The organism is Paracoccus sp. IB05 (assembly GCF_016405985.1).
Classification (GTDB): domain Bacteria; phylum Pseudomonadota; class Alphaproteobacteria; order Rhodobacterales; family Rhodobacteraceae; genus Pseudogemmobacter.
This window is the reverse complement of the sequence record NZ_JAEFCF010000036.1, coordinates 37,908-55,005: the sequence shown is the minus strand read 5'-3', so window position 1 is coordinate 55,005 and position 17,098 is coordinate 37,908. Positions and strand designations below refer to the sequence as shown.

19 protein-coding genes and 1 pseudogene are annotated in these 17,098 nt (G+C 66.9%); 8 read left to right on the top strand and 12 right to left on the bottom strand.

The window, feature by feature from the left end; genetic code table 11:
• Positions 1-182 precede the first annotated feature (182 nt).
• From gfa to JC607_RS19555, 9 genes are all read right to left on the bottom strand, one after another.
• A complete protein-coding gene (gene gfa, locus JC607_RS19595; protein ID WP_198838564.1) occupies positions 183-764 on the bottom strand; it encodes an S-(hydroxymethyl)glutathione synthase in 582 nt (193 codons plus the stop codon).
• A 69-nt stretch (positions 765-833) separates the two neighbouring features.
• Complete coding sequence (locus JC607_RS19590; RefSeq protein ID WP_198838563.1) at positions 834-1,982, bottom strand: BatD family protein; 1,149 nt, start codon at positions 1,980-1,982, stop codon at positions 834-836.
• Positions 1,976-2,569, bottom strand: coding sequence for a hypothetical protein (locus JC607_RS19585; protein WP_198838562.1), 594 nt, complete (start codon positions 2,567-2,569; stop codon positions 1,976-1,978). The genes JC607_RS19590 and JC607_RS19585 overlap by 7 nt, the downstream gene beginning before the upstream one ends.
• Positions 2,569-3,498, bottom strand: coding sequence for a VWA domain-containing protein (locus tag JC607_RS19580; RefSeq protein ID WP_198838561.1), 930 nt, complete (start codon positions 3,496-3,498; stop codon positions 2,569-2,571). The genes JC607_RS19585 and JC607_RS19580 overlap by 1 nt, the downstream gene beginning before the upstream one ends.
• A complete protein-coding gene (locus JC607_RS19575; protein WP_370584890.1) occupies positions 3,495-4,436 on the bottom strand; it encodes a VWA domain-containing protein in 942 nt (313 codons plus the stop codon). Before JC607_RS19575 ends, JC607_RS19580 begins: the two co-directional genes overlap by 4 nt.
• Complete coding sequence (locus JC607_RS19570; RefSeq protein WP_198838560.1) at positions 4,433-4,792, bottom strand: hypothetical protein; 360 nt, start codon at positions 4,790-4,792, stop codon at positions 4,433-4,435. Before JC607_RS19570 ends, JC607_RS19575 begins: the two co-directional genes overlap by 4 nt.
• Positions 4,789-5,676 (bottom strand): DUF58 domain-containing protein, encoded by an 888-nt coding sequence (locus tag JC607_RS19565; RefSeq protein WP_198838559.1) that lies wholly within the window; start codon positions 5,674-5,676, stop codon positions 4,789-4,791. The genes JC607_RS19570 and JC607_RS19565 overlap by 4 nt, the downstream gene beginning before the upstream one ends.
• Positions 5,660-6,640 carry an AAA family ATPase gene (locus tag JC607_RS19560; RefSeq protein ID WP_370584889.1) on the bottom strand — a complete coding sequence of 327 codons (981 nt, stop codon included), beginning with the start codon at positions 6,638-6,640 and terminating at the stop codon, positions 5,660-5,662. The genes JC607_RS19565 and JC607_RS19560 overlap by 17 nt, the downstream gene beginning before the upstream one ends.
• 769 nt (positions 6,641-7,409) lie before the next feature.
• Complete coding sequence (locus tag JC607_RS19555; protein WP_198838558.1) at positions 7,410-8,147, bottom strand: helix-turn-helix transcriptional regulator; 738 nt, start codon at positions 8,145-8,147, stop codon at positions 7,410-7,412.
• Positions 8,148-8,265: 118 nt separating this feature from the next.
• Between JC607_RS19555 and JC607_RS19550 the strand changes: the two genes are divergently transcribed.
• From JC607_RS19550 to JC607_RS26170, 6 genes and pseudogenes are all read left to right on the top strand, one after another.
• A complete protein-coding gene (locus tag JC607_RS19550) occupies positions 8,266-9,510 on the top strand; it encodes an MFS transporter (protein ID WP_198838557.1) in 1,245 nt (414 codons plus the stop codon).
• A 246-nt stretch (positions 9,511-9,756) separates the two neighbouring features.
• Complete coding sequence (locus tag JC607_RS19540; RefSeq protein WP_233093029.1) at positions 9,757-10,134, top strand: FAD-binding oxidoreductase; 378 nt, start codon at positions 9,757-9,759, stop codon at positions 10,132-10,134.
• Between the two features lie 3 nt (positions 10,135-10,137).
• Positions 10,138-10,701: pseudogene (locus JC607_RS26175) on the top strand (FAD-binding oxidoreductase); the annotation flags it as partial.
• A gap of 55 nt (positions 10,702-10,756) precedes the next feature.
• The gene (locus tag JC607_RS25830; RefSeq protein ID WP_198838554.1) at positions 10,757-10,891 is read left to right on the top strand and encodes an FAD-linked oxidase C-terminal domain-containing protein; all 135 of its coding nucleotides are present in this window, start codon (positions 10,757-10,759) and stop codon (positions 10,889-10,891) included.
• A gap of 24 nt (positions 10,892-10,915) precedes the next feature.
• Positions 10,916-11,317, top strand: coding sequence for a GMC family oxidoreductase N-terminal domain-containing protein (locus JC607_RS19525; protein WP_370584892.1), 402 nt, complete (start codon positions 10,916-10,918; stop codon positions 11,315-11,317).
• Positions 11,212-11,451, top strand: a complete 240-nt coding sequence (locus tag JC607_RS26170; RefSeq protein WP_198838553.1) for a GMC oxidoreductase — start codon at positions 11,212-11,214, stop codon at positions 11,449-11,451. Before JC607_RS19525 ends, JC607_RS26170 begins: the two co-directional genes overlap by 106 nt.
• A 35-nt stretch (positions 11,452-11,486) precedes the next feature.
• On the opposite strand, the gene JC607_RS19515 is transcribed toward JC607_RS26170, so the two are convergent.
• Together JC607_RS19515 and JC607_RS19510 are read right to left on the bottom strand one after the other, a co-directional pair.
• Positions 11,487-11,783, bottom strand: coding sequence for a hypothetical protein (locus tag JC607_RS19515; RefSeq protein WP_370584888.1), 297 nt, complete (start codon positions 11,781-11,783; stop codon positions 11,487-11,489).
• A 13-nt stretch (positions 11,784-11,796) separates the two neighbouring features.
• Positions 11,797-12,153, bottom strand: a complete 357-nt coding sequence (locus JC607_RS19510; RefSeq protein ID WP_198838552.1) for a hypothetical protein — start codon at positions 12,151-12,153, stop codon at positions 11,797-11,799.
• A 219-nt stretch (positions 12,154-12,372) separates the two neighbouring features.
• On the opposite strand from JC607_RS19510, the gene JC607_RS19505 reads away from it, so the two are divergent.
• Complete coding sequence (locus JC607_RS19505; protein WP_198838551.1) at positions 12,373-15,072, top strand: hypothetical protein; 2,700 nt, start codon at positions 12,373-12,375, stop codon at positions 15,070-15,072.
• Positions 15,073-15,238: 166 nt separating this feature from the next.
• On the opposite strand, the gene JC607_RS19500 is transcribed toward JC607_RS19505, so the two are convergent.
• Positions 15,239-16,042 (bottom strand): DeoR/GlpR family DNA-binding transcription regulator, encoded by an 804-nt coding sequence (locus JC607_RS19500; RefSeq protein WP_198838550.1) that lies wholly within the window; start codon positions 16,040-16,042, stop codon positions 15,239-15,241.
• Between the two features lie 249 nt (positions 16,043-16,291).
• Here JC607_RS19500 and JC607_RS19495 point away from each other — a divergent pair, with 249 nt between their 5' ends.
• Positions 16,292-17,092: an inositol monophosphatase family protein gene (locus tag JC607_RS19495; protein ID WP_198838549.1), complete on the top strand. Its 801-nt coding sequence runs from the start codon at positions 16,292-16,294 to the stop codon at positions 17,090-17,092.
• Positions 17,093-17,098: the final 6 nt, after the last annotated feature.

The following is a 17,098-nucleotide window of genomic DNA, read 5'->3' as shown; positions in this document are numbered from 1 at the left end:
ATGATTTCCAGCGGTTTGCCTGCGGCAAGAGCAACGGCGGCACGGGTACGCATGGGTCAGGTCCTTAACATGCTGTCTTTGTGACGCCATGCCGCCGGACGGATCCGGGGCATGGCGGGGTTTCGGGCTGAGATCCCCGGTCCGGAAAGCGTGTTACACCGCTCCGGACGCGGGGGCATCGCTCAGGCGGGAAGAGCGCCGGATTTTTTCGCGGCATGGGTGGCGATCGCGTCCATCAGCGGCGGCGACAGCGCGTCATAGGGTTCCAGCCCCAGTTCGCGCAGCCGGCCCCGGATGCCCTCCATCCGCGACGGATCCACACCGGATTCGATCACCGAGGAAACAAAGGCCGCGAATTGCGGCTCCGACCAGCCCGATTGGTCCGAAAGCTCGGTATGCACGAAATCGAGACCGTAGAACGGGTGTTCCTTATTCTCGATCCGGCCATACATATGCGCGCCGCAGCCTGTGCAGGCGTGGCGCTGGATCGGCGCGGCCGCATTCACGATCTTCAGCTTGCCCTCATTGGCGGTGACGCTGACCGCGTCGCGCCCGACAACGGCGATCTGCGCGAAGACCGAACCATCGGGTTTCCAGCATTTGGTGCAGCCGCAGACATGGTTATGCGCGGTCTGCGCCGAGACCTTCACCTCGACCCGGTCGCTGGCACAATTGCAATGCAAAGTGCCACCGCCGAAGCCGGCAGATCCCTTTTTCACGCCGCCATCCACCGCAGGATGGATTTTCACATTCTCATAGGTCACGATATGTTCCTCCCCGGCCACAGCGGCCTTGTTATCTGCACTATTGAACGCGGCCCGGCTGGCGACAATTCAGCCAAAGGTGTGAGGCGGCGCCGCAGAAGCCGGCTGTGGCGGCGGCTGTGACGGCCGCCCGTAGATCTGCGATTCGAGCCGCGTGAGCCTTTCCGGCGCCGCGCCCGCCTCGCCCAGCAGGCGGCGCAGGGTCAGAAGATCACCTTTGCGCCAGGCCTGCCAGCGCCGGATCAGCGCCAGCGGCGCGTAGCGCGCCCGGAGCCGGCGCAGCGCCTGACCGCTCCGATCCGGGCGCAGCCGCCAGGCGGCAAGGCCAGAGCCCAGGGCAAGGCCAAGCGCCACCATGGCCGCCAGCGCCAGCGCCTGTCCGGTCCCGATCTGCCCGCGCGGCACCTGGCCGGTGTAGAAACTGGCATAGCCGATGGTGAGCGCGGGAATTTCGACCGTCTCGATCCGGCGCGACCGGGTGTTGAACCAGGGGATCTTCACCGGCTCCAGCACACCCGGCTCGCCGGTATGGGGGCGGAATTGCCAGGACCAGATCACCTCGGTCTCTGGCCCGGTCTCGGTGCGGATCAGCTCGCGCCTTGTGGGGGCGGCAAAGGTGATCAGCCAGTTTTCTGACACGACGGGCCGGGGCGGGATCTGTTCGGGCAGCGCATCAGCCACCCGCAGCCGGATCACCCGGGTCACGGTCTCTCCATCGGCAAGATGCGCAGGGTCAGTGGACAGCTCTTCGGTCAGGTCAATCTCTGACGCTGCGAAATGCCAGCCTTTCAGCGCCGGGAACTCTCCTACCGAGAGCATCAGCGGTGGTGCCACCACCAGCGCATCCTCACGCTGACTTTGCCTGTTGATGATGGTCAGCTGATGGCGCGCCGGGCCGAATTGCAAAGGCCCCGCCCGCTTTGGCCAGAGCGCCAGCCTGCGCTCCATCACGATCTTCGGCAGGCCGTCGATACGCTCCTCATGCCAGTCATCGGGATGGGTCTGGATCCAGTCGAACGCCGTGCTGGGGGTGATCTCCAGCTTTTCATTGGCGATCTTGTAGTCGTAAACGGCGCGGATGATGACCGGGATCATCTCACCCACCACCGGTTGCGGGCCGTCGCCATCGCGCAGGATGGACAGCTTCAGACCGGCCTCGGCGCCAGCCGCAAGGGGCAGCGCCAGCAGCGCGAGGATCAGAGCCAGCAGCCTTACCATGGGTCCCCCTGATCCGGCGCGGTCAGCCCCATCGAAAGGCGCCGCAGATGTTCGGCCTCGAGCCGCAGGCGCAGAAATTCACCGGGATCGTCCTGGATGCTTTCAAGCCAGGTGCCATCCGCGACCCGGCCACCGGCATCAAGCGGTTTCCCCAGTCGCTTGATCTCGTCAAAGGGAACGCCGGTCGGGCTGGCGATCACCTTCGCGGCGATCCGCCCGGCGGCATTGGCCTCGCCCAGATGCGGCGGCACCAGCGCATTGACGGCGTTGCGGTTTTCGCGAGCGATACTGTCGGCGGGATTGGCGAAAAGGACGGCATCGAAATAGGCGAGCGACAGTGGCAGATCGCCGGTCATCGCGAGCGACAGGCCCCGGTTATAGGTCGAGACCCGGCCCGCCACGCGAAAGGCGTCATCCGCCGCCTGGTATTCGCCTGCCTGATACAGCGCGACACCCCGGATCGCAGGATCTTCGAGCAGGGGGGCGGCGAAAGCGGGCAGACCCGCAAGGATCAGAAGCTTTGCCAGCGGCGCCTTGCCCGCCAGCACGAGGGCCAGAAGCCCGGACAGGAGAAGGGCGAGCCGCATCAGCGCCACCTCAGGAACAGCGGGAACAGGCAGGCCAGCGCCAGCACCAGCAGCCATGGCCCGAGATCGCGCATCCCGGCGCCGGCGACATCTTCGCGCGCCAGTTTCGCGCTGCGGGCGCGGGTGATCGCGGTGGAAAGACCCGGGATATCCGCAAATGCATAGCTCTCGCCGCCGCCCGCCCGGGCAATGGCTGCAAGGCCCGCCGCATCCTGAGCCGGAGCGGCAACGGCAGGGGTCAGGGCCAGCCCCCAGACCCTGGCGCCATCGCTGGCGAGGCGCGCGGCCTCCTCGGTGGCGCGCGGGCCGCTGCCGCCGCCATCGGTGACAAGCACCAGATCGACACCGCCCGGCAGGCTGTGCCCCTCTCCATCCGCTGTCGAAAACAGATCGCGCGCCATGGCCAGCGCGATATCAGGACGGCTGCCGGCAATCGGCGCGGTTTCGCGGTCCAGAACGCCGATCAGGCTGAGGAGGGTATCGCTGTCGGTGGTGGGCGCCGAGGCAAGCCAGGCATCGGCAGTGTAAAGCATCATCCCAACAGGGCGCCCCGCCGCTGCGGTGATCAGCCCGGCCGCCGCTGCCTGGAGGTCTGACAGGCTTCGCGCCTCGGAGACCACCGAGGGCGAGAGGTCCAGCATCAGAACCAGCGGATCCAGCGCGCGCAATTCGGTTCTGCCGGCCTGGGGCACCGCAGGGCCCGACAGCGCAAGGGCCGTCACCCCGACAGCAATAAAGGGCAAGAGCATAACCCGGGTTCCGGCGCTGTTGCGCAGCCAGCCCAGGTGCAGGAGCACCGGGATCAGCGCCGGATCGGTGACAGCCGTCCAGGCCCCGCGCCGGTTGCGCCGCAGCGCGAAAGCCGCCAGCGCCAGCACCGGGATCAGCGCCAGCAGCCAGGCGGGCCGCAACAGCAGAAAGCCGCTCATCCCCATCGCCTCCAGCCGGCGACGAGGGTCAGGAACAACGCCAGCGCGGCGGGCCAGGTCCAGACCGGATGCGGCACTTCGACCGGCGGGCGCTTTGTGGGGTTGGGCTCCAGCCGGTCAAGCGCCCCGGCCATCGCCTGCAGATCGGCGGTCGTGCGCACGCGGAAGGTCTCGCCGCCGGCCTCTTGCGCAATGGCGCGCAGCATCGCCACGTCCACCGCGTCACGGGCGGCGGGCCGGGTCTCCAGATCCTCGGGTCCAAGGGCGACGGTGTGGATCCGCACCCCGACCTTTTCTGCAAGGCCGGCGACAAGGCGGGCATCTGTGCGGTCCCCCGTCTCGCGCCCGTCCGAAAGCAGCACGATCACCCTGGCATCCGAGGCCTCGGCAAGGCTGCGTTTGAGCGCAAGGCCCAGCCCTTCGGAAATCGCGGTCGAGCGCCCGGTCAGCCCGATCTCTGCCTCATCCAGCGCCCGGCTGACCGCTTTCAGATCATAGGTCAGGGGGGCTGCGACATAGGCGCGGTCGGCAAAGACCACGAGGCCAATCCGGTCGCCGCTGCGCGCCGCGATGAAGGATTTCGCCACCTGTTTCACCGCCTCAAGCCGGGTGACCGTGGCGCCGTCCAGGGCAAAATCGGGCGTCGCCATACTGCCCGACATATCCAGCGCGATCATGATATCGCGGCCAGAGGCGCTTTGATCGGGCATCAGCACGACCCGTTCCGGCCCGGCCAGCGCAAGGCAGAGGCTGGCCCAGATCAGCGCCAGCAGCAAATGCGACCGGCGATGGTCCGGCGCCTCGGTGGGGCGGGCGACAGCGGCGATGCCTTCGGGCAGTTCCATCACCTGACCACCGCCGCTTTGCACCGGCAAGAGCCGCGCCAGCAGCGGCAAGGGCAGCAACAAAAGGGCGAGAGGCGTGGCGAATGTGATCACGGGGCGGCCCGCCGCCTGCGTTGCCGGATCAGCGCCTCCAGCCGGGCAGGATCAGCGCCTTTGCGGGAATAGAGATCCTGGCGCAGATCCTCGGGCAGCGGGCGTCCCGTTGCGGTTGCAATCCGGGCGAGGGCAAGGCTGCGTTCCGCCTCGGGCAAAGCCGCCGCCGCGGCGAGCCTCGCGCGCATGCGCGGCACTGCCGGGCGGCGGCGCAGCAAGGGCATGGCCAGCGTCAGGATCAGCGCGGCGAGGATCAGGCCCAGGCCAAAACCCGCCAGCAAATCGCCTGCGCCAGGGGCGGCAAAGGCCTCAGGCAGACGCGGCGGATGCAGGCTGTGCAGCAGATCGTCATTCATGGCGATGATCCGGCAGTGGAAATCCGGCGCACGGCCTGGCCCGGCACCTGGTAGCGCGCGGCCCGCGCATCCCGTTCCGCCGGCAGCGGATCAAGGCGCAGATGCCCGGCCTCGCCCGCGCGGGTAATACAGGGCATTGCCATGGCCGGCGGCGCGGTCTCTGCCGCGTCTTCGATCAGCAAAAGCTGCAACGGGCCGCGCGCGCGCAAGGCGGCAAGGGCGGCATCCAGCCCTTCACCCGGCAGATCCAGGCCGGTGGCAAGCAGGATGCCGGCGCCGCGTGGCACCTGGCGGGCCAGTTGCGCGAGCGCGGGGGCCAGCGCCAGGCTTTCTCCCTTTCCCGGGCCGGCCCGCTCCAGCGCTGCGGCATGGGCATCGGCCAGGCATGCCGCCACCCCGGCCATGCCGCGATGCCGCGGACGGGGCAGCCGGATCTGGGGCCCGTCATCGGTCAGCACCGCTGCCCCGACCGCGCCACCCGCCAGAATGGCCTTCCACCCGGCCAGCATCAGCGCCTCTGCTGCCGCGACCGAACGCAGCCGGCCCCGGGTTCCCCAGAGCATCGGACGCCGGAAATCCGCAAGCAGCATCAGATTATACTCGCGATCCTCATGAAAGCTGCGCAGCTGCGGCGCGCCGGTTCTTGCAGTGGCGGCGGCATCGATATGGCGCGGATCATCGCCCTCGGCAAAGGGGCGCAATTCGCGGATCTCATGGCCATTGCCCCGGCGGCGGGTGGCGGTATTGCCCGGCCGTTCGGCGAGGCTCGCCGCATCGCGCAACTCTTTCGCGGCCAGCGGTTCCAGCGCCATCAGCCGCCCGGCGCTGAGCCCTGCGGGATCGGCAGCAGCACTGGCGCGGGGGGGATCACCACGGACGAACATGGGCCAGCAACCGCTCGACAAGGTCTCGGGGGCCGAGACCTTCGGACACCGCGCGCCAGCTGGGGATCAGCCGGTGCGAAAGCGTATCTGCCGCCAGCGCATCGACATCTTCCGGCAGCGCGTTGTCGCGCCCCAGCAGTGCCGCCCGCGCCCGCGCGCCTGCCGCCAGCGCCAGCGTGCCGCGCGGCGAGACCGCATGTTCGATCAGCCCGTCCAGCGGGCCCCCCGCTGTTTCCCGCGTTGCCACCACCAGCCGCACGATGAAATCCTTCAGCGCCGGCGCAAGGAAGATGTCTGCGACAGCCGCCCGCGCGGCGCGGATCGTTTCGCCATCCAGCTTTTCGGCAGGCGGCGGCGGCGCTTCTCTGGCCTCGCTCTCGACGAGATCAAGGATGGCGCGTTCTGTGGCAGCATCGGGCAATTCGAGGTTCAGATGCAGCAGGAAGCGGTCAAGCTGCGCCTCGGGGAGCGGGAAGGTGCCCTCATGCTCGATCGAATTCTGCGTGGCGACCACCATGAATGTATCCGGCAGGCGGCGGGTGACCCCCGCCGTCGTCACCTGGCCCTCGCCCATGGCCTCCAGCAGCGCCGATTGGGCCTTGGGGGGGGCGCGATTGATCTCATCCACCAGCACCAGATCGTGAAACACCGGCCCCGGCTGAAAGTCGAAGCGACCGCCATCGGGGCGGAAGATCTGGGTGCCGACGATATCCGAGGGCATCAGGTCAGGGGTGCACTGGATGCGGGCGAAGCCGCCGCTCAGCCCCTGCGCGACGCGCTTCACCGCGCGGGTCTTGGCAAGGCCGGGTGGCCCTTCGATCAGCACATGGCCACCGGTCAGCAATGCGATCATCAGCCGCTCGACAAGGACGTGATGGCCAATCAGCCCCGCCGAAACATCACGTGCCAGCGCGGCCACCTGCCGGAGCGGCGCGGGATTACCGGGATTACCGTCAGCTGTCACCTTCCACCTCCGGGATCAGGGTCCGCAAGGGTCAGACTGTCAGCCTTTGCGCTTCGGGGCCAGCGAGGCGTCACCATACTTTGGAATGACGACGGCTCCGGCATATCGGGCAGGGCTGTGGCGGCTCCGGCAGAGGTGGCCGGCGGTTTGCGCGGCCTGGAACAGGCCATCCTGAAAGCGGGCGCGATGGAGATTGCACAATGCGGCACGATTGCTGATCTCACCCCAGAGGGCGAGCCACCCCCGGGCCGATGCGGACAGCGGGCGGGGCGCGCAACCCGGAGCAACAAACCCGCAAGCGCTTCCCGAGCCGGGATTTCAAGCGAGCTTAATGCGCGTGAAATTACTGCGCCCCGGAAAACACGGAAGGCACAGGCGCGATCCGGGTAACTGTCCCCCCGCATCGAAGGCCTCTGGATCTGCTGTTCCGCACCGCCCCTGGAGGTGTCTCCCGGCGACGGTGAGCAAAAGCGGGTCGGTCCTGCCTGCAACGTGAAGGGTTCTGCAGGATGACAGGGCAGCGTGACCTCTTTGGCGGCTCAGGTCTCATCCGCACGTCGGGCCGCATCAGGCGTCGCGGGCAGGTCTTTGCCGAACGGCCCCCGGAGGAGGGACAGGCAATCACCGCGCGGATGAAATCCGCACGCAGAAAGCGTCGCTGGTGTCATGGCGCGCAAGGCTTTGGGTGTGACCTGATCCGCGAGCTGGTGAAATGCGGGGGCGGCGGCCTCGCGCCCTGTGGGCCATCAGCGTCATTGCCAGGCGGGCATTACCACGGCTGCCGTTCAGCCTGGGATGCAGCAAGGCCCGGTTGGCCTGTAACAGTTACCACCCCGAAGGCCTGCCTGAACCCGATCCTGCCTGCCGGTGTGATCTCCAGCGCCCGTGTGCCTGCGCGGCGTCGCACCCAGACCTGATCCAGCGCATGGCTGCAGATCGCGGCGCCCAGGGCACCCGCCAGATGCGGGCGGCGCTCGCTCCAGTCCAGACAGGGGCGGCAGAGCGGGCGGGTGCTGCGGGCGGGTGCGAGAATGCCGAGCGCCTGCATCTGCGCCCGGCCAACCTCGGTCAGGGCAGCGGCATCGCCGTCGATCTCTACCGCCCCGCTGGCGCGCAGGGCATCGGCGATGCTGACACCAAGTCCCCCCGCGAGATGGTCATAGCAGGTGCGCGCCTGCCGCAGGGCCGCGTCCCTGGGGCCAATCCGGGGTATGGTCCGGGCCAATGTCACACCGCCTGCGATCTGCATGACGCTTTCGATCATCCGCGCGACATCGGCGCCGGCAAGGCGGTGATAGCGATGGCGTCCCTGCTTTTCCGCCGTGATCAGCCCGACCGAGGTCAGCCGGGCAAGATGGCCGCTGGCCGTCTGCGGCGTGATGGCAGCCAGGTCGGCCAGTTCGGCGGCGGTCAGGGCGCGCCCGTCCATCAGGGCCGCCAGCATGGCGGCACGCGCAGGCTCGCCCACGGCGGCGGCCACTTCGGCAATGCGATTCGATGTGGCCATGGGGCTCCTCCGGTTGGGGGCAGTTTAGCGCAAAGCGGTGTCGGATGCTTCGGGTTTCGCCGAAGCATCCCAGGCCGGGTTGCAGGCATAACCGGCACGAGATCAACGAGAGTTCCCCATGACCCTGCCTGCCCGCACCGCCCGTCCGTTCTTTGGCTGGCATGTTGTCGCCGCCACGTTCCTGCTGGCTATCTTCGGCTGGGGCGTGGGGTTCTATGGTCCGCCGGTATTTCTTTACGCGGTCGTCGCGCGGACCGGCTGGCCGGTGACACTGGTCTCGGCAGCGGTGACGGTGCATTTCCTGTTCGGGGCCGGGGTGGTGGCCAAACTGCCACGCCTTTACCGGCGCTTTGGGGTGCCGGTTGTGACGGTGACCGGCGCGGTGTTGCTGGCGGTCGGCATCCTCGGCTGGGCGCTGGCGGCACAGCCATCGCAGCTGTTTCTGGCGGCCTTGGCCAGTGGAGCGGGCTGGGTCGCGATGGGCGCCGCGGCAGTGAATGCGCTGATCGCGCCCTGGTTCAGCCTGCGCCGTCCTGCCGACCTGGGCTTGGCCTATAACGGCGCAAGCTTTGGCGGCGTCATCTTCTCACCGCTCTGGATCGCGCTGATTGCGGGGATCGGCTTTGTTCCTGCAACCCTGGCCATCGGCGGGGTCATGGTTGTCGCGGTTGGGGTGCTGTCGGTGCTGGTGTTCCGGCACACACCGGACAGCCTGGGGCAAACCCCGGATGGAGGGGCGCACCCGCGCCCGCACACCGTTCCGGAAACGGTGGCGCGCAGATCCTTCCTGCGCGACCGCAAATTCCTGACCCTGGCCGCGGGCATGATGCTGGGGCTTTTCGCCCAGATCGGGCTGCTGGCGCATCTGTTCTCGCTGTTGGTTCCGGTGCTGGGTGAGGGGATGACGGGCCTTGCGATGGGCGGTGCCACCCTCGCCGCGATCCTTGGGCGGACCCTGGTCGGCCAGATGATGCCCGCGAATGCCGACCGTCGCCTTGTCGCCTGTGCCAGTTACGGCGTGCAGGTGATCGGCTCGCTCATGTTCATTATGGCCGCCGGCGATGCTGATCTTTGGCTGTTCCTCGGCATCGCGCTGTTCGGGCTGGGGATCGGCAATGCCACATCTTTGCCGCCCCTGATCGCGCAGCAGGAGTTTTCCCCGGCAGAGACCGCCCGCGTGGTACCGCTGATCGTCGCCATCGGTCAGGCGGGCTATGCCTTTGCACCGGCCACGTTCGGATTGCTGCGCCCGGGCGACATGGCAGGCGCAGAGGCCCTGTTCCTCAGCGCCGCCGCCATTCAGCTGGCCGCGATCGGATGCCTGGTTTTGGGGCGAGGGCCAAGGCTGAGATGCCCGCACTAAAAGCCGGGCCAAAGCCGCTATGACGGGAACCCGGCGCCACCGGAGAGCGGCGTTGCCACAAGGGTGCTCTCCGCGTCGATTGAACTGCCTGGGCAAAACATCTCTCGCCCGGTTCCCGTCTGACTGGCTGGGACCGCGTATTGCCTCTGGCCCAATGGTCAGCCCCAGAACCGGTCTTCGGCAGCCTGATCCTCCGAGAACTGCCGGACCTCGCGGATCCTGCCGCCTTCGATCCAGAGAAGGCCGATGCCGTTCATCGCCATTTCGGCGCCCTTGTGGCTGGCGCGGACCGGTATGACGGCCACGGTTGAGGCTGGGGTCTTTATCGACATATTGCGCACCGACCGCGCCGCCATCCTCGGTGGTCTGCCGGTCAGTTTCGCAGCCACCGGCTCGGCCATGGTCGGGGGCAGCCTCGCGACCAATACAGGCGGGGCGCATATGCTGCGGGCGGGGATCGCTGCCCGACGCCTGCCTGGGCTGGAAGTGGTGCTGGCCGATGGCAGCGTGGTCTCGCGGCTGGATGGTCTGCACAAGGACAATTCCGGCCTGAACCGGATGCAGCTCTTCACTGGCTCTGAGCGCTGTCTGGGGATCATCACCAAAGCGGATCTGAAGACCTAACCGCTGGCAGTCTCGACCGCGACCGCGCTGCTTGCGGTCACGGACCCTGCACCCGCGCTGGAGCTTTACGGCCTTGCCACCGACCGCATGGGCGAGCGCCTTTCGGCCTTTGAGATCATCTCGGCTGCGGCCAGCCTCCGTGCCGGTGACAGGATGGGAGTGGCATGCCAGGTCACCGTGCAGGACGGATGGCTTTTGCTGATCGAAGCCAGCTCAACCGCGCCGGATAGCGCGCCGGAGTTTGAGGCGCTGATCGGTCAGGCCTTTGAGGCCGGTCTCTGCCATGACGGCACGATTGCCGCGAATGAAGCACAGCGCCGCGCGATATGGCATCTGCGCGAAAGCCTGAGCGAGGCCGAGGCCGCCAGCGGAACCTCGGTAAAGCACGATGTTTCGGTGCCCGTCGCCAGGATCCCCGGTTTCCTGCTGAAAAGCCGGTCCGTGCCGGAGGATCTCGCCGCGCAGACCGGTGCCCGGCTGCAACCGCATGTCTTCGGCCATATCGGAGATGGCAATCTGCATTTCAACATTCTCACCGACCGGCCCGGGGCCACAGGCACCCTGAACCGCGCCGTGCATGATCTGGTGATTGCCTGCGGTGGTTCGGTGACGGCCGAACACGGTGTTTGGCAGCTACCGCCTTACCGAGGTCGGGCGCCTGCTGCCGGCCGCGCAGCTGGCGTTGCAGCGCCGGATCAAAGCGGCGCTCGATCCGCTGAACCTCCTCAATCCCGGCAAACTCATTCCCGGAGCCTGATCCGTGACAGAGCAATTCGACTAAATCAGTCCGGGTGGCGGCACGGCGGGCTGCGTGCCGGCGAACCGGCTGTCAGAGGATGGCCGCCACCTGGTGCTGCTGGTCGAAGATGGCGGCGCGCCGAAAAGCATGTGGATCGATATCCCGGCGGGCTTTTCCAAACTGCTTGTCGATCCGGTTTACAACTGGCGTTTCACCTCGGAGCCCGAGCCGGCGACCTATGACCGCCAGATATCCATCCCGCGCGGCAAGGGCCTTGGTGGCTCGACCCTGATCAACGGGATGATCTGGGTCAGGGGCCAGGCGCGTGACGTCGGCCAATGGGCGCAGAAAGGGGCACCCGCCGCAATGGCCAGGCCATCTATCACAATGCCGGAACGGCAAATCTGGGCACCGACCCGATGGCAGTGGTTGACCCGTCGCTGAAGCTGCACGGCCTCGCGGGGCTGCGCATTGCTGGCGCGTCTGTGGTGCCGACAGTGGTTGCCGGCAACACCCGGGCGGCCCTCTGCATGATTGCGGAAAAAGCCGCCGATCTGATCCCTGGATCTGTCAGCTGACGCTGGCGCACACCTTCATGATGCAGCTGCACCGATTATCTCTGGCGTCGCGACATCCTCCGGGCGATCAGCATGACGCCCTCCCAGGCCAGCCCGAGCAATCCGCCTCCAAGGAAGAAAAGCGAAATCAGCATCAGCCAACCCATGACTGCCATCGTGTAAAGCACGCCGCCGATATCGGTTCCGAACAGGATACAAGGCTGTGCAAAGCCCTCATGCAGCGCGCAGCCGTTCCAGTCCGCAATCAGCCCGGCCAGGGCCACCGAAGCGAGTGGCGCGGTCCCGATGACGACCATCAGGATCAGCAGCCAGATCCGGCGCGACGTCTTCACCCCGGCATCCTGATCATGCGCGGCGGCGGTTCAGGGCCGCAGCTGCCGCCAATGCGGCGAGGCCCGCGCCGATCATCGCCCAGTCAAGGAGATGCGCCGTCAGGTCGCCCTGATTGGCCTGCGAGATCCGGAGCGCTGCCGCCTGGGCATCATCGCCCGATGCCTGGGCCTCCATCATCGCCACCATGCCGGTATCGCTGCATTTCGGCAGCAAAAGCGCCAGGGCTTCGGCATCGGTGCCGCTTTGCGCGCGGACCTGTTCTTCGCACCGCGCCTGGTCTGCCGCGCTGACACCCGCACCGGCAAATTGTCGATAGCCGCCGAAGCCAAGCAATGCGAGACCGATGATAACAAGAAGAAGTTTCCGCATGACGCCGTCCATTTCGTATGTTTCCACGCCCTTTAGCACAGATGTTCTGCGGGAACAGTCACGCCCGGATCCCGGTCGGACATATCCCGTGTCGCTCGGCAGGATCACGCCGGATGCTTCGCGTCCCTGCTTGGAACCGGCCCCCTTCCGGTCCATCCTGCCCGAGATCGGCAGCCGGCCTGTGATCGTGGCCCGGGACATCACCATTTGCGAGTTTTAATGATCAGGATCACGCTGCCCGCCCTTGCCTTGCTCTCAACCGCATTCTGTTTTCCGGCCCTGGCGCAGGAGCCTGTGCCCCATCAGCCGCTGGAGACCCGCCATGTCTGTGCGGCGCAACCCGTTTACGTGACACCAGCCGGGGCGGAAGCGCGCGAACTGGCGGCGGGCGAAGCGGTTTCCTTGCGCGACGTAACCTTCGGCCCGGATGGCGCGGCATGGTTCGCGCTGGATTATGCGACCGGCAAGGGGCTTGAACGGGCCGTGGGCTATCTGGAGATTGCCGGGGTCACGCATTTCTGCCCCCCGACGCCTGCCCGTGATGGTCAGGAGCAGCGCTATCTCGCGCCGCCGAACACCTGCCATCTTGTTGCGGGCCACGCCGATACGCTTTCGGGGCTGAACGGTCTCGCGGCCTCCCTGCCTGCCTTTGGCCCCTCTGCATCCGGGTATCGGCTGCAGGCGGGCGGCTATGCGCTGGTCTTGGGTCTTCTGAGCACCGGGGCCAGCGAAAGGACAATCCGCCTTTCCGATCAGCTGCCAGAGGGCAGTTCCTGTGTCTCCGGTGCCGGTTTCAGTGCGGCGCTGATCCGGGAGGACGCCGGATTTGTCGAGGCCGGGCAGGGCGGGGGGCAGGAAGCGGCGGCATTGCTGGCCGAGGCCCGTCAGGCCGGGGATCCTGCGGGGATGAAACAGGCCTGCGATCTGGGCCTCGGCACGGCCTGCACCGCATTTGCCAGCCTGATCTATGACGCGCCGGAAGGGCCGGGCCGTGGGCCGGCTGTGGTCACACGCTATGCTCTGCTGGGCTGTATGGCCAAAGACCTGGAGGGGTGCCAGCTGGCGATCAACCGGCAGGACAATACGACAGAGCTTGCGCAGGATCAGGCGCTGGCAAGCGGGGCTGCGACGGATGATCGCGTGACGGCGGAACTGTCGAAACTGCTTTGCGATGCGCAGGACCGCATCGGCTGTATCCTGCTGGCGCGGAACACGGCGGCAGATCGCAACCCGTCCCTCGTCGAGGCGGCATCGAATTTCGCGGCAAATCTGACCGCCTGCCAGCAAGGGATCGGCTGGATTTGCGAGGCGCTGGAAGAGGGCTTTCGCACGGTGACAGCGGCGCGGGGTGCGGCGGGGCCGACCCAGGATGAACGGTTCGCGCTGGCGGGCATCGAGGCGGGGATCTGCACCCAAGGGCCGCGCGATCCAAATCAGCGCAGCTGCAAATCCGCCTATTATCTTTACCGCGATTTCCTGACCTATGGCGATCCCGATGCGCGGGGTCCGGCGCGTGTGGCCCGGGCCAGTGCCTTCCTGACTGAAGGCTGCGCAGCCGGCGATCCTGCGGCCTGCGCCACCCTCTCAAAGCTGCCCGATTTCTGGCCGGTGGCCGAGCGGCAGGCTGCGGCCGCCCGCGCGATTGCGCTCTGTGACGCTCAGGACAGCAAGGACAGCATCTGCGAAAGCCTCGGCGCGGCCATGGACGTGACACTTTCCGAGGCCCGTCCCGCCTTGCGCGTCAGATATGACGCCCTTTCCCGATCCTGCCTGTCCCCCGTGGAAGGATCGTCGCAGGATTGCAGTCAGGCGCTCTATGTCTATGCGGCGCTGGAGGCACCGGACGGTCTGGACACGGTCGAAGCGATGCTGAAAGAGGCCTGTTCGCGCACCAATATCAAAGGCTGCGCGCCACTGGCGGGGCTTTACGCCAGGGTCGGATATGAGGCCCAGGGCGTGACCATCCCCGCCCGCGACGATCCTGAGGCCTGGCTTGCGACCCTGCGCATGGGCTGCCGGGATGAACACGCCATGGCGCAGGCCGGCAATACCTGCAGCCAGCTTGCGGATGCGATGGCAGAGCGTGGTGACGGGGAAGGCGCGCTCTATATCCGGTCGATGGCCTGCGAGGCGCTGATGGCCAGCGGAAATGATCAGGACAGCTGGGCCTGCTATGATGCCGCGAAACTGGCACTGGCGGATCAGACGCGTCTGCCCGAGGCCCTGCGATGGGCCCGGTTCACCTGCGACAGCGCCGACGCTTCGGTGGCGCCTTACGGGTGCAGGCTGGCCGGCGATCTGCTTTCCGGCGGGGCAGCCCAGCCCGCCGATCCGGCACTTGCCCTAGCCGCTTATCAGCGCGGCTGCTTTCATCAGCGCGTCGCCACCACCGATGGCGCGGCCTGCCTGATCTATGGCGGGATGCTGACTGACAGCGTGCGCCGGGGCGAGACACCGTCCGCGCCCCTTGCCTTCGCACCGCCCGCAGAGGAGGAGGATCCGCCGCCGCCGCCGCTGGTGCTCTCCGAGGCCTCGCGCGCCTTTGACAGGGGCTGTATGGACAATATCACGCAGGCCTGCGTGGCCAATGCGCAGCTCCTGGAGGAATGGAGCGCGGGCGATCTGCAATCTGACCCGTTCACCTGTCAGGTCAGGGAGGCGAATGGCAAGGTGATCTCGGAAAAACCCTGCCATGGCTTTATCTTCTGGCAGGCTTCAGCAGAGATGCAGAAGCTGCGGGAGCAGATCGCGCTGAACGTCTATGTCTGGCCGGACGGGGACCGCAGCGTGACCTATGTCCAGGACGGCATCTGGCGCCTGAACGAGGTCAGAACCGATGGTCCGGTGACCGAAGCGAAGGGCCGCTGCTGGCACAACCCGATCTCGACCCGCAGTTTCTGTGTGGCGCCGATACAGTGACGATCCGGCATTGGTACGTCGGATGATGCCCGCCGCTGAGCTGTCGGGGATGCGGTGTGGCAGCATTCTCCAGACGCGCCCCTCGACAGGTGCCGCAGTCAACGCGGCCGGGTAAAGCAGGCGCGTTTTCTGTCTCGGCGAGAGCTCCTCAGAAGAGAATGAGACGTCAGTCGCGCCCTGCTGTTCCATGCGCGACGATCAGGCCCGGTAAAACCGCGGCAAGCTCCGCAAAGCCAGGGCGGGCGGTCGCGGCCTCATCGACGATCAGGTGGTCAATATCGGCAACCGGGCAGAACACCGAACGGGCAGGGGCCGCGATCTTGGAATGATCGGCCAGGACGATGGTCCGGTCGGCATTGCGCACCATGGCGCGGGCAATTTCCGCCCCGTGGATGAAGTAGTTCATCGCGCCCATCTGGGCATCTATCCCCCAGGGGGCCAGCAGCGCGACATCGGCGCGGTAGCGCTGGATGTCGTTGATCGTTGCACCGCCATGGGTCTCCATCGGATCATGCTTCACCTCGCCTGCCAGCATCAGCACCCTGAAGCGCCGTCCCGGCTGGTCGGGGCGTTCGGCCAGAAGCCGCGCGACATCCATCGAATTGGTGATGATGTTGAGGTCGGTCAGACCATGGGGTTCCGCCAGGGTTTCAGCCATGACGGTGCTGGTAGATCCCGCATCCATGAAAATCGTCATCCCGCTTTGCAGCAGGCCAAGTGCCCTTGTGGCGATTGCACGTTTCTCTTGCAGGCGCAGCGTGACGCGGATGCCGAAGGTCGTGTCCTCGCGCCGGACCGGCACCGCACCGCCCCGCACCCGGCGCAACGCGCCGGCCTGTTCCAGATCCATCAGATCCCGCCGCACGGTTTCACGCGAGACACCGAATTCTTCCGTGATGCGGTCGACCGAGATCTGGCCGAAAGCTGTCAGCTGGTCGCGAATCCGACGATGGCGCTCCTCTTGCCACATTCTGCCACGCTCCGATTGGCTGTTTCCCCGGTATACTTGCCCGATCTCGCCCCGGATTGCCACAAAAAGCCGGACATCTAGAAAACACAAAACGACACGCAAAACACATATTGCCACACTGACGCGGCGGCGCTAGCGTTTCCCCATCAACATGAGACGAACGAGTCGCAGCCGGGATCTGCGGCCGTCACCGGGCAGTTCTGTACGGCGACGGGTCACATCCTGCCTGCGGCACAGGGAGAAACGGCCATGACCCGCTTTTCGGGCATCGAAGATCATCACATCGCCTTTGCCGGGCAGCTGGCCGATACCGCCCGCGCGGTCCTGGCGCGCGAGACCGCCCTAGGGCTGGATGTCGAGGTGAAACCCGACCGCAGTTTCGTCACCCGGATCGACCGGGCCATCGAGACAGAACTGCGCGCGATGATCGCGACGCACTACCCGGCGCATGGCATCATCGGCGAGGAAGAGGGCGACGAGAATACAGGCGCCAGCCATGTCTGGGTGCTGGATCCGATCGATGGCACGGCCCCGTTCATCGTCGGCATCCCGGTCTTTGGCACCCTGATCGCCCTGGCGGTGGAGGGCGTGCCGCGCCTGGGTGTCATCGATGTGCCGCCGGTTGACGGGCGCTGGCTGGGGGCGCCGGACCGCGCCACCACGCTGAACGGACGTGCGGTGCGCTGCCGCGATTGCGGATCACTGGCGCAGGCGGTGATGACCAATTCCAATCAGGATTACATGAGCGCCGCCGAACTGCCGGCGCTGCAGGCGCTGCGGCGCGAAACCGCGAACCGGGTCTATGGCGGCGCCTGTCTGAACTATGGCCGCCTGGCCGAGGGGCGCAGCGATCTAGCGCTGGATGCCGGGCAGAAGGTCTTTGATTTCGCGCCCTTCCGCCCGGTGATCGAAGGGGCGGGCGGCATCATTTCGGACTGGAAGGGACAGCCGCTGACGCTGGAAAGCGATGGCCGGATCCTCGCCGCCGGCGGGCGGCATTGCCATGACGCCGCGCTGGCGGTGATCGACGGCCTGTCGCTTCCGGCATGACCGGCT

Coding starts and splice junctions, on each gene's coding strand:
- JC607_RS26170 (WP_198838553.1), top strand. CDS start 11,212: ATGGGCGCAGAAAGGGGCACCCGCCGCAATGGCCAGGCCATCTATCAC.
- JC607_RS19570 (WP_198838560.1), bottom strand. CDS start 4,792: ATGAATGACGATCTGCTGCACAGCCTGCATCCGCCGCGTCTGCCTGAG.
- JC607_RS19510 (WP_198838552.1), bottom strand. CDS start 12,153: ATGCGGAAACTTCTTCTTGTTATCATCGGTCTCGCATTGCTTGGCTTC.
- JC607_RS19550 (WP_198838557.1), top strand. CDS start 8,266: ATGACCCTGCCTGCCCGCACCGCCCGTCCGTTCTTTGGCTGGCATGTT.
- JC607_RS19505 (WP_198838551.1), top strand. CDS start 12,373: ATGATCAGGATCACGCTGCCCGCCCTTGCCTTGCTCTCAACCGCATTC.
- JC607_RS19500 (WP_198838550.1), bottom strand. CDS start 16,042: ATGTGGCAAGAGGAGCGCCATCGTCGGATTCGCGACCAGCTGACAGCT.
- JC607_RS19555 (WP_198838558.1), bottom strand. CDS start 8,147: ATGGCCACATCGAATCGCATTGCCGAAGTGGCCGCCGCCGTGGGCGAG.
- JC607_RS19580 (WP_198838561.1), bottom strand. CDS start 3,498: ATGAGCGGCTTTCTGCTGTTGCGGCCCGCCTGGCTGCTGGCGCTGATC.
- JC607_RS19540 (WP_233093029.1), top strand. CDS start 9,757: ATGCCGTTCATCGCCATTTCGGCGCCCTTGTGGCTGGCGCGGACCGGT.
- JC607_RS19565 (WP_198838559.1), bottom strand. CDS start 5,676: ATGTTCGTCCGTGGTGATCCCCCCCGCGCCAGTGCTGCTGCCGATCCC.
- JC607_RS19585 (WP_198838562.1), bottom strand. CDS start 2,569: ATGCGGCTCGCCCTTCTCCTGTCCGGGCTTCTGGCCCTCGTGCTGGCG.
- JC607_RS19590 (WP_198838563.1), bottom strand. CDS start 1,982: ATGGTAAGGCTGCTGGCTCTGATCCTCGCGCTGCTGGCGCTGCCCCTT.
- JC607_RS19495 (WP_198838549.1), top strand. CDS start 16,292: ATGACCCGCTTTTCGGGCATCGAAGATCATCACATCGCCTTTGCCGGG.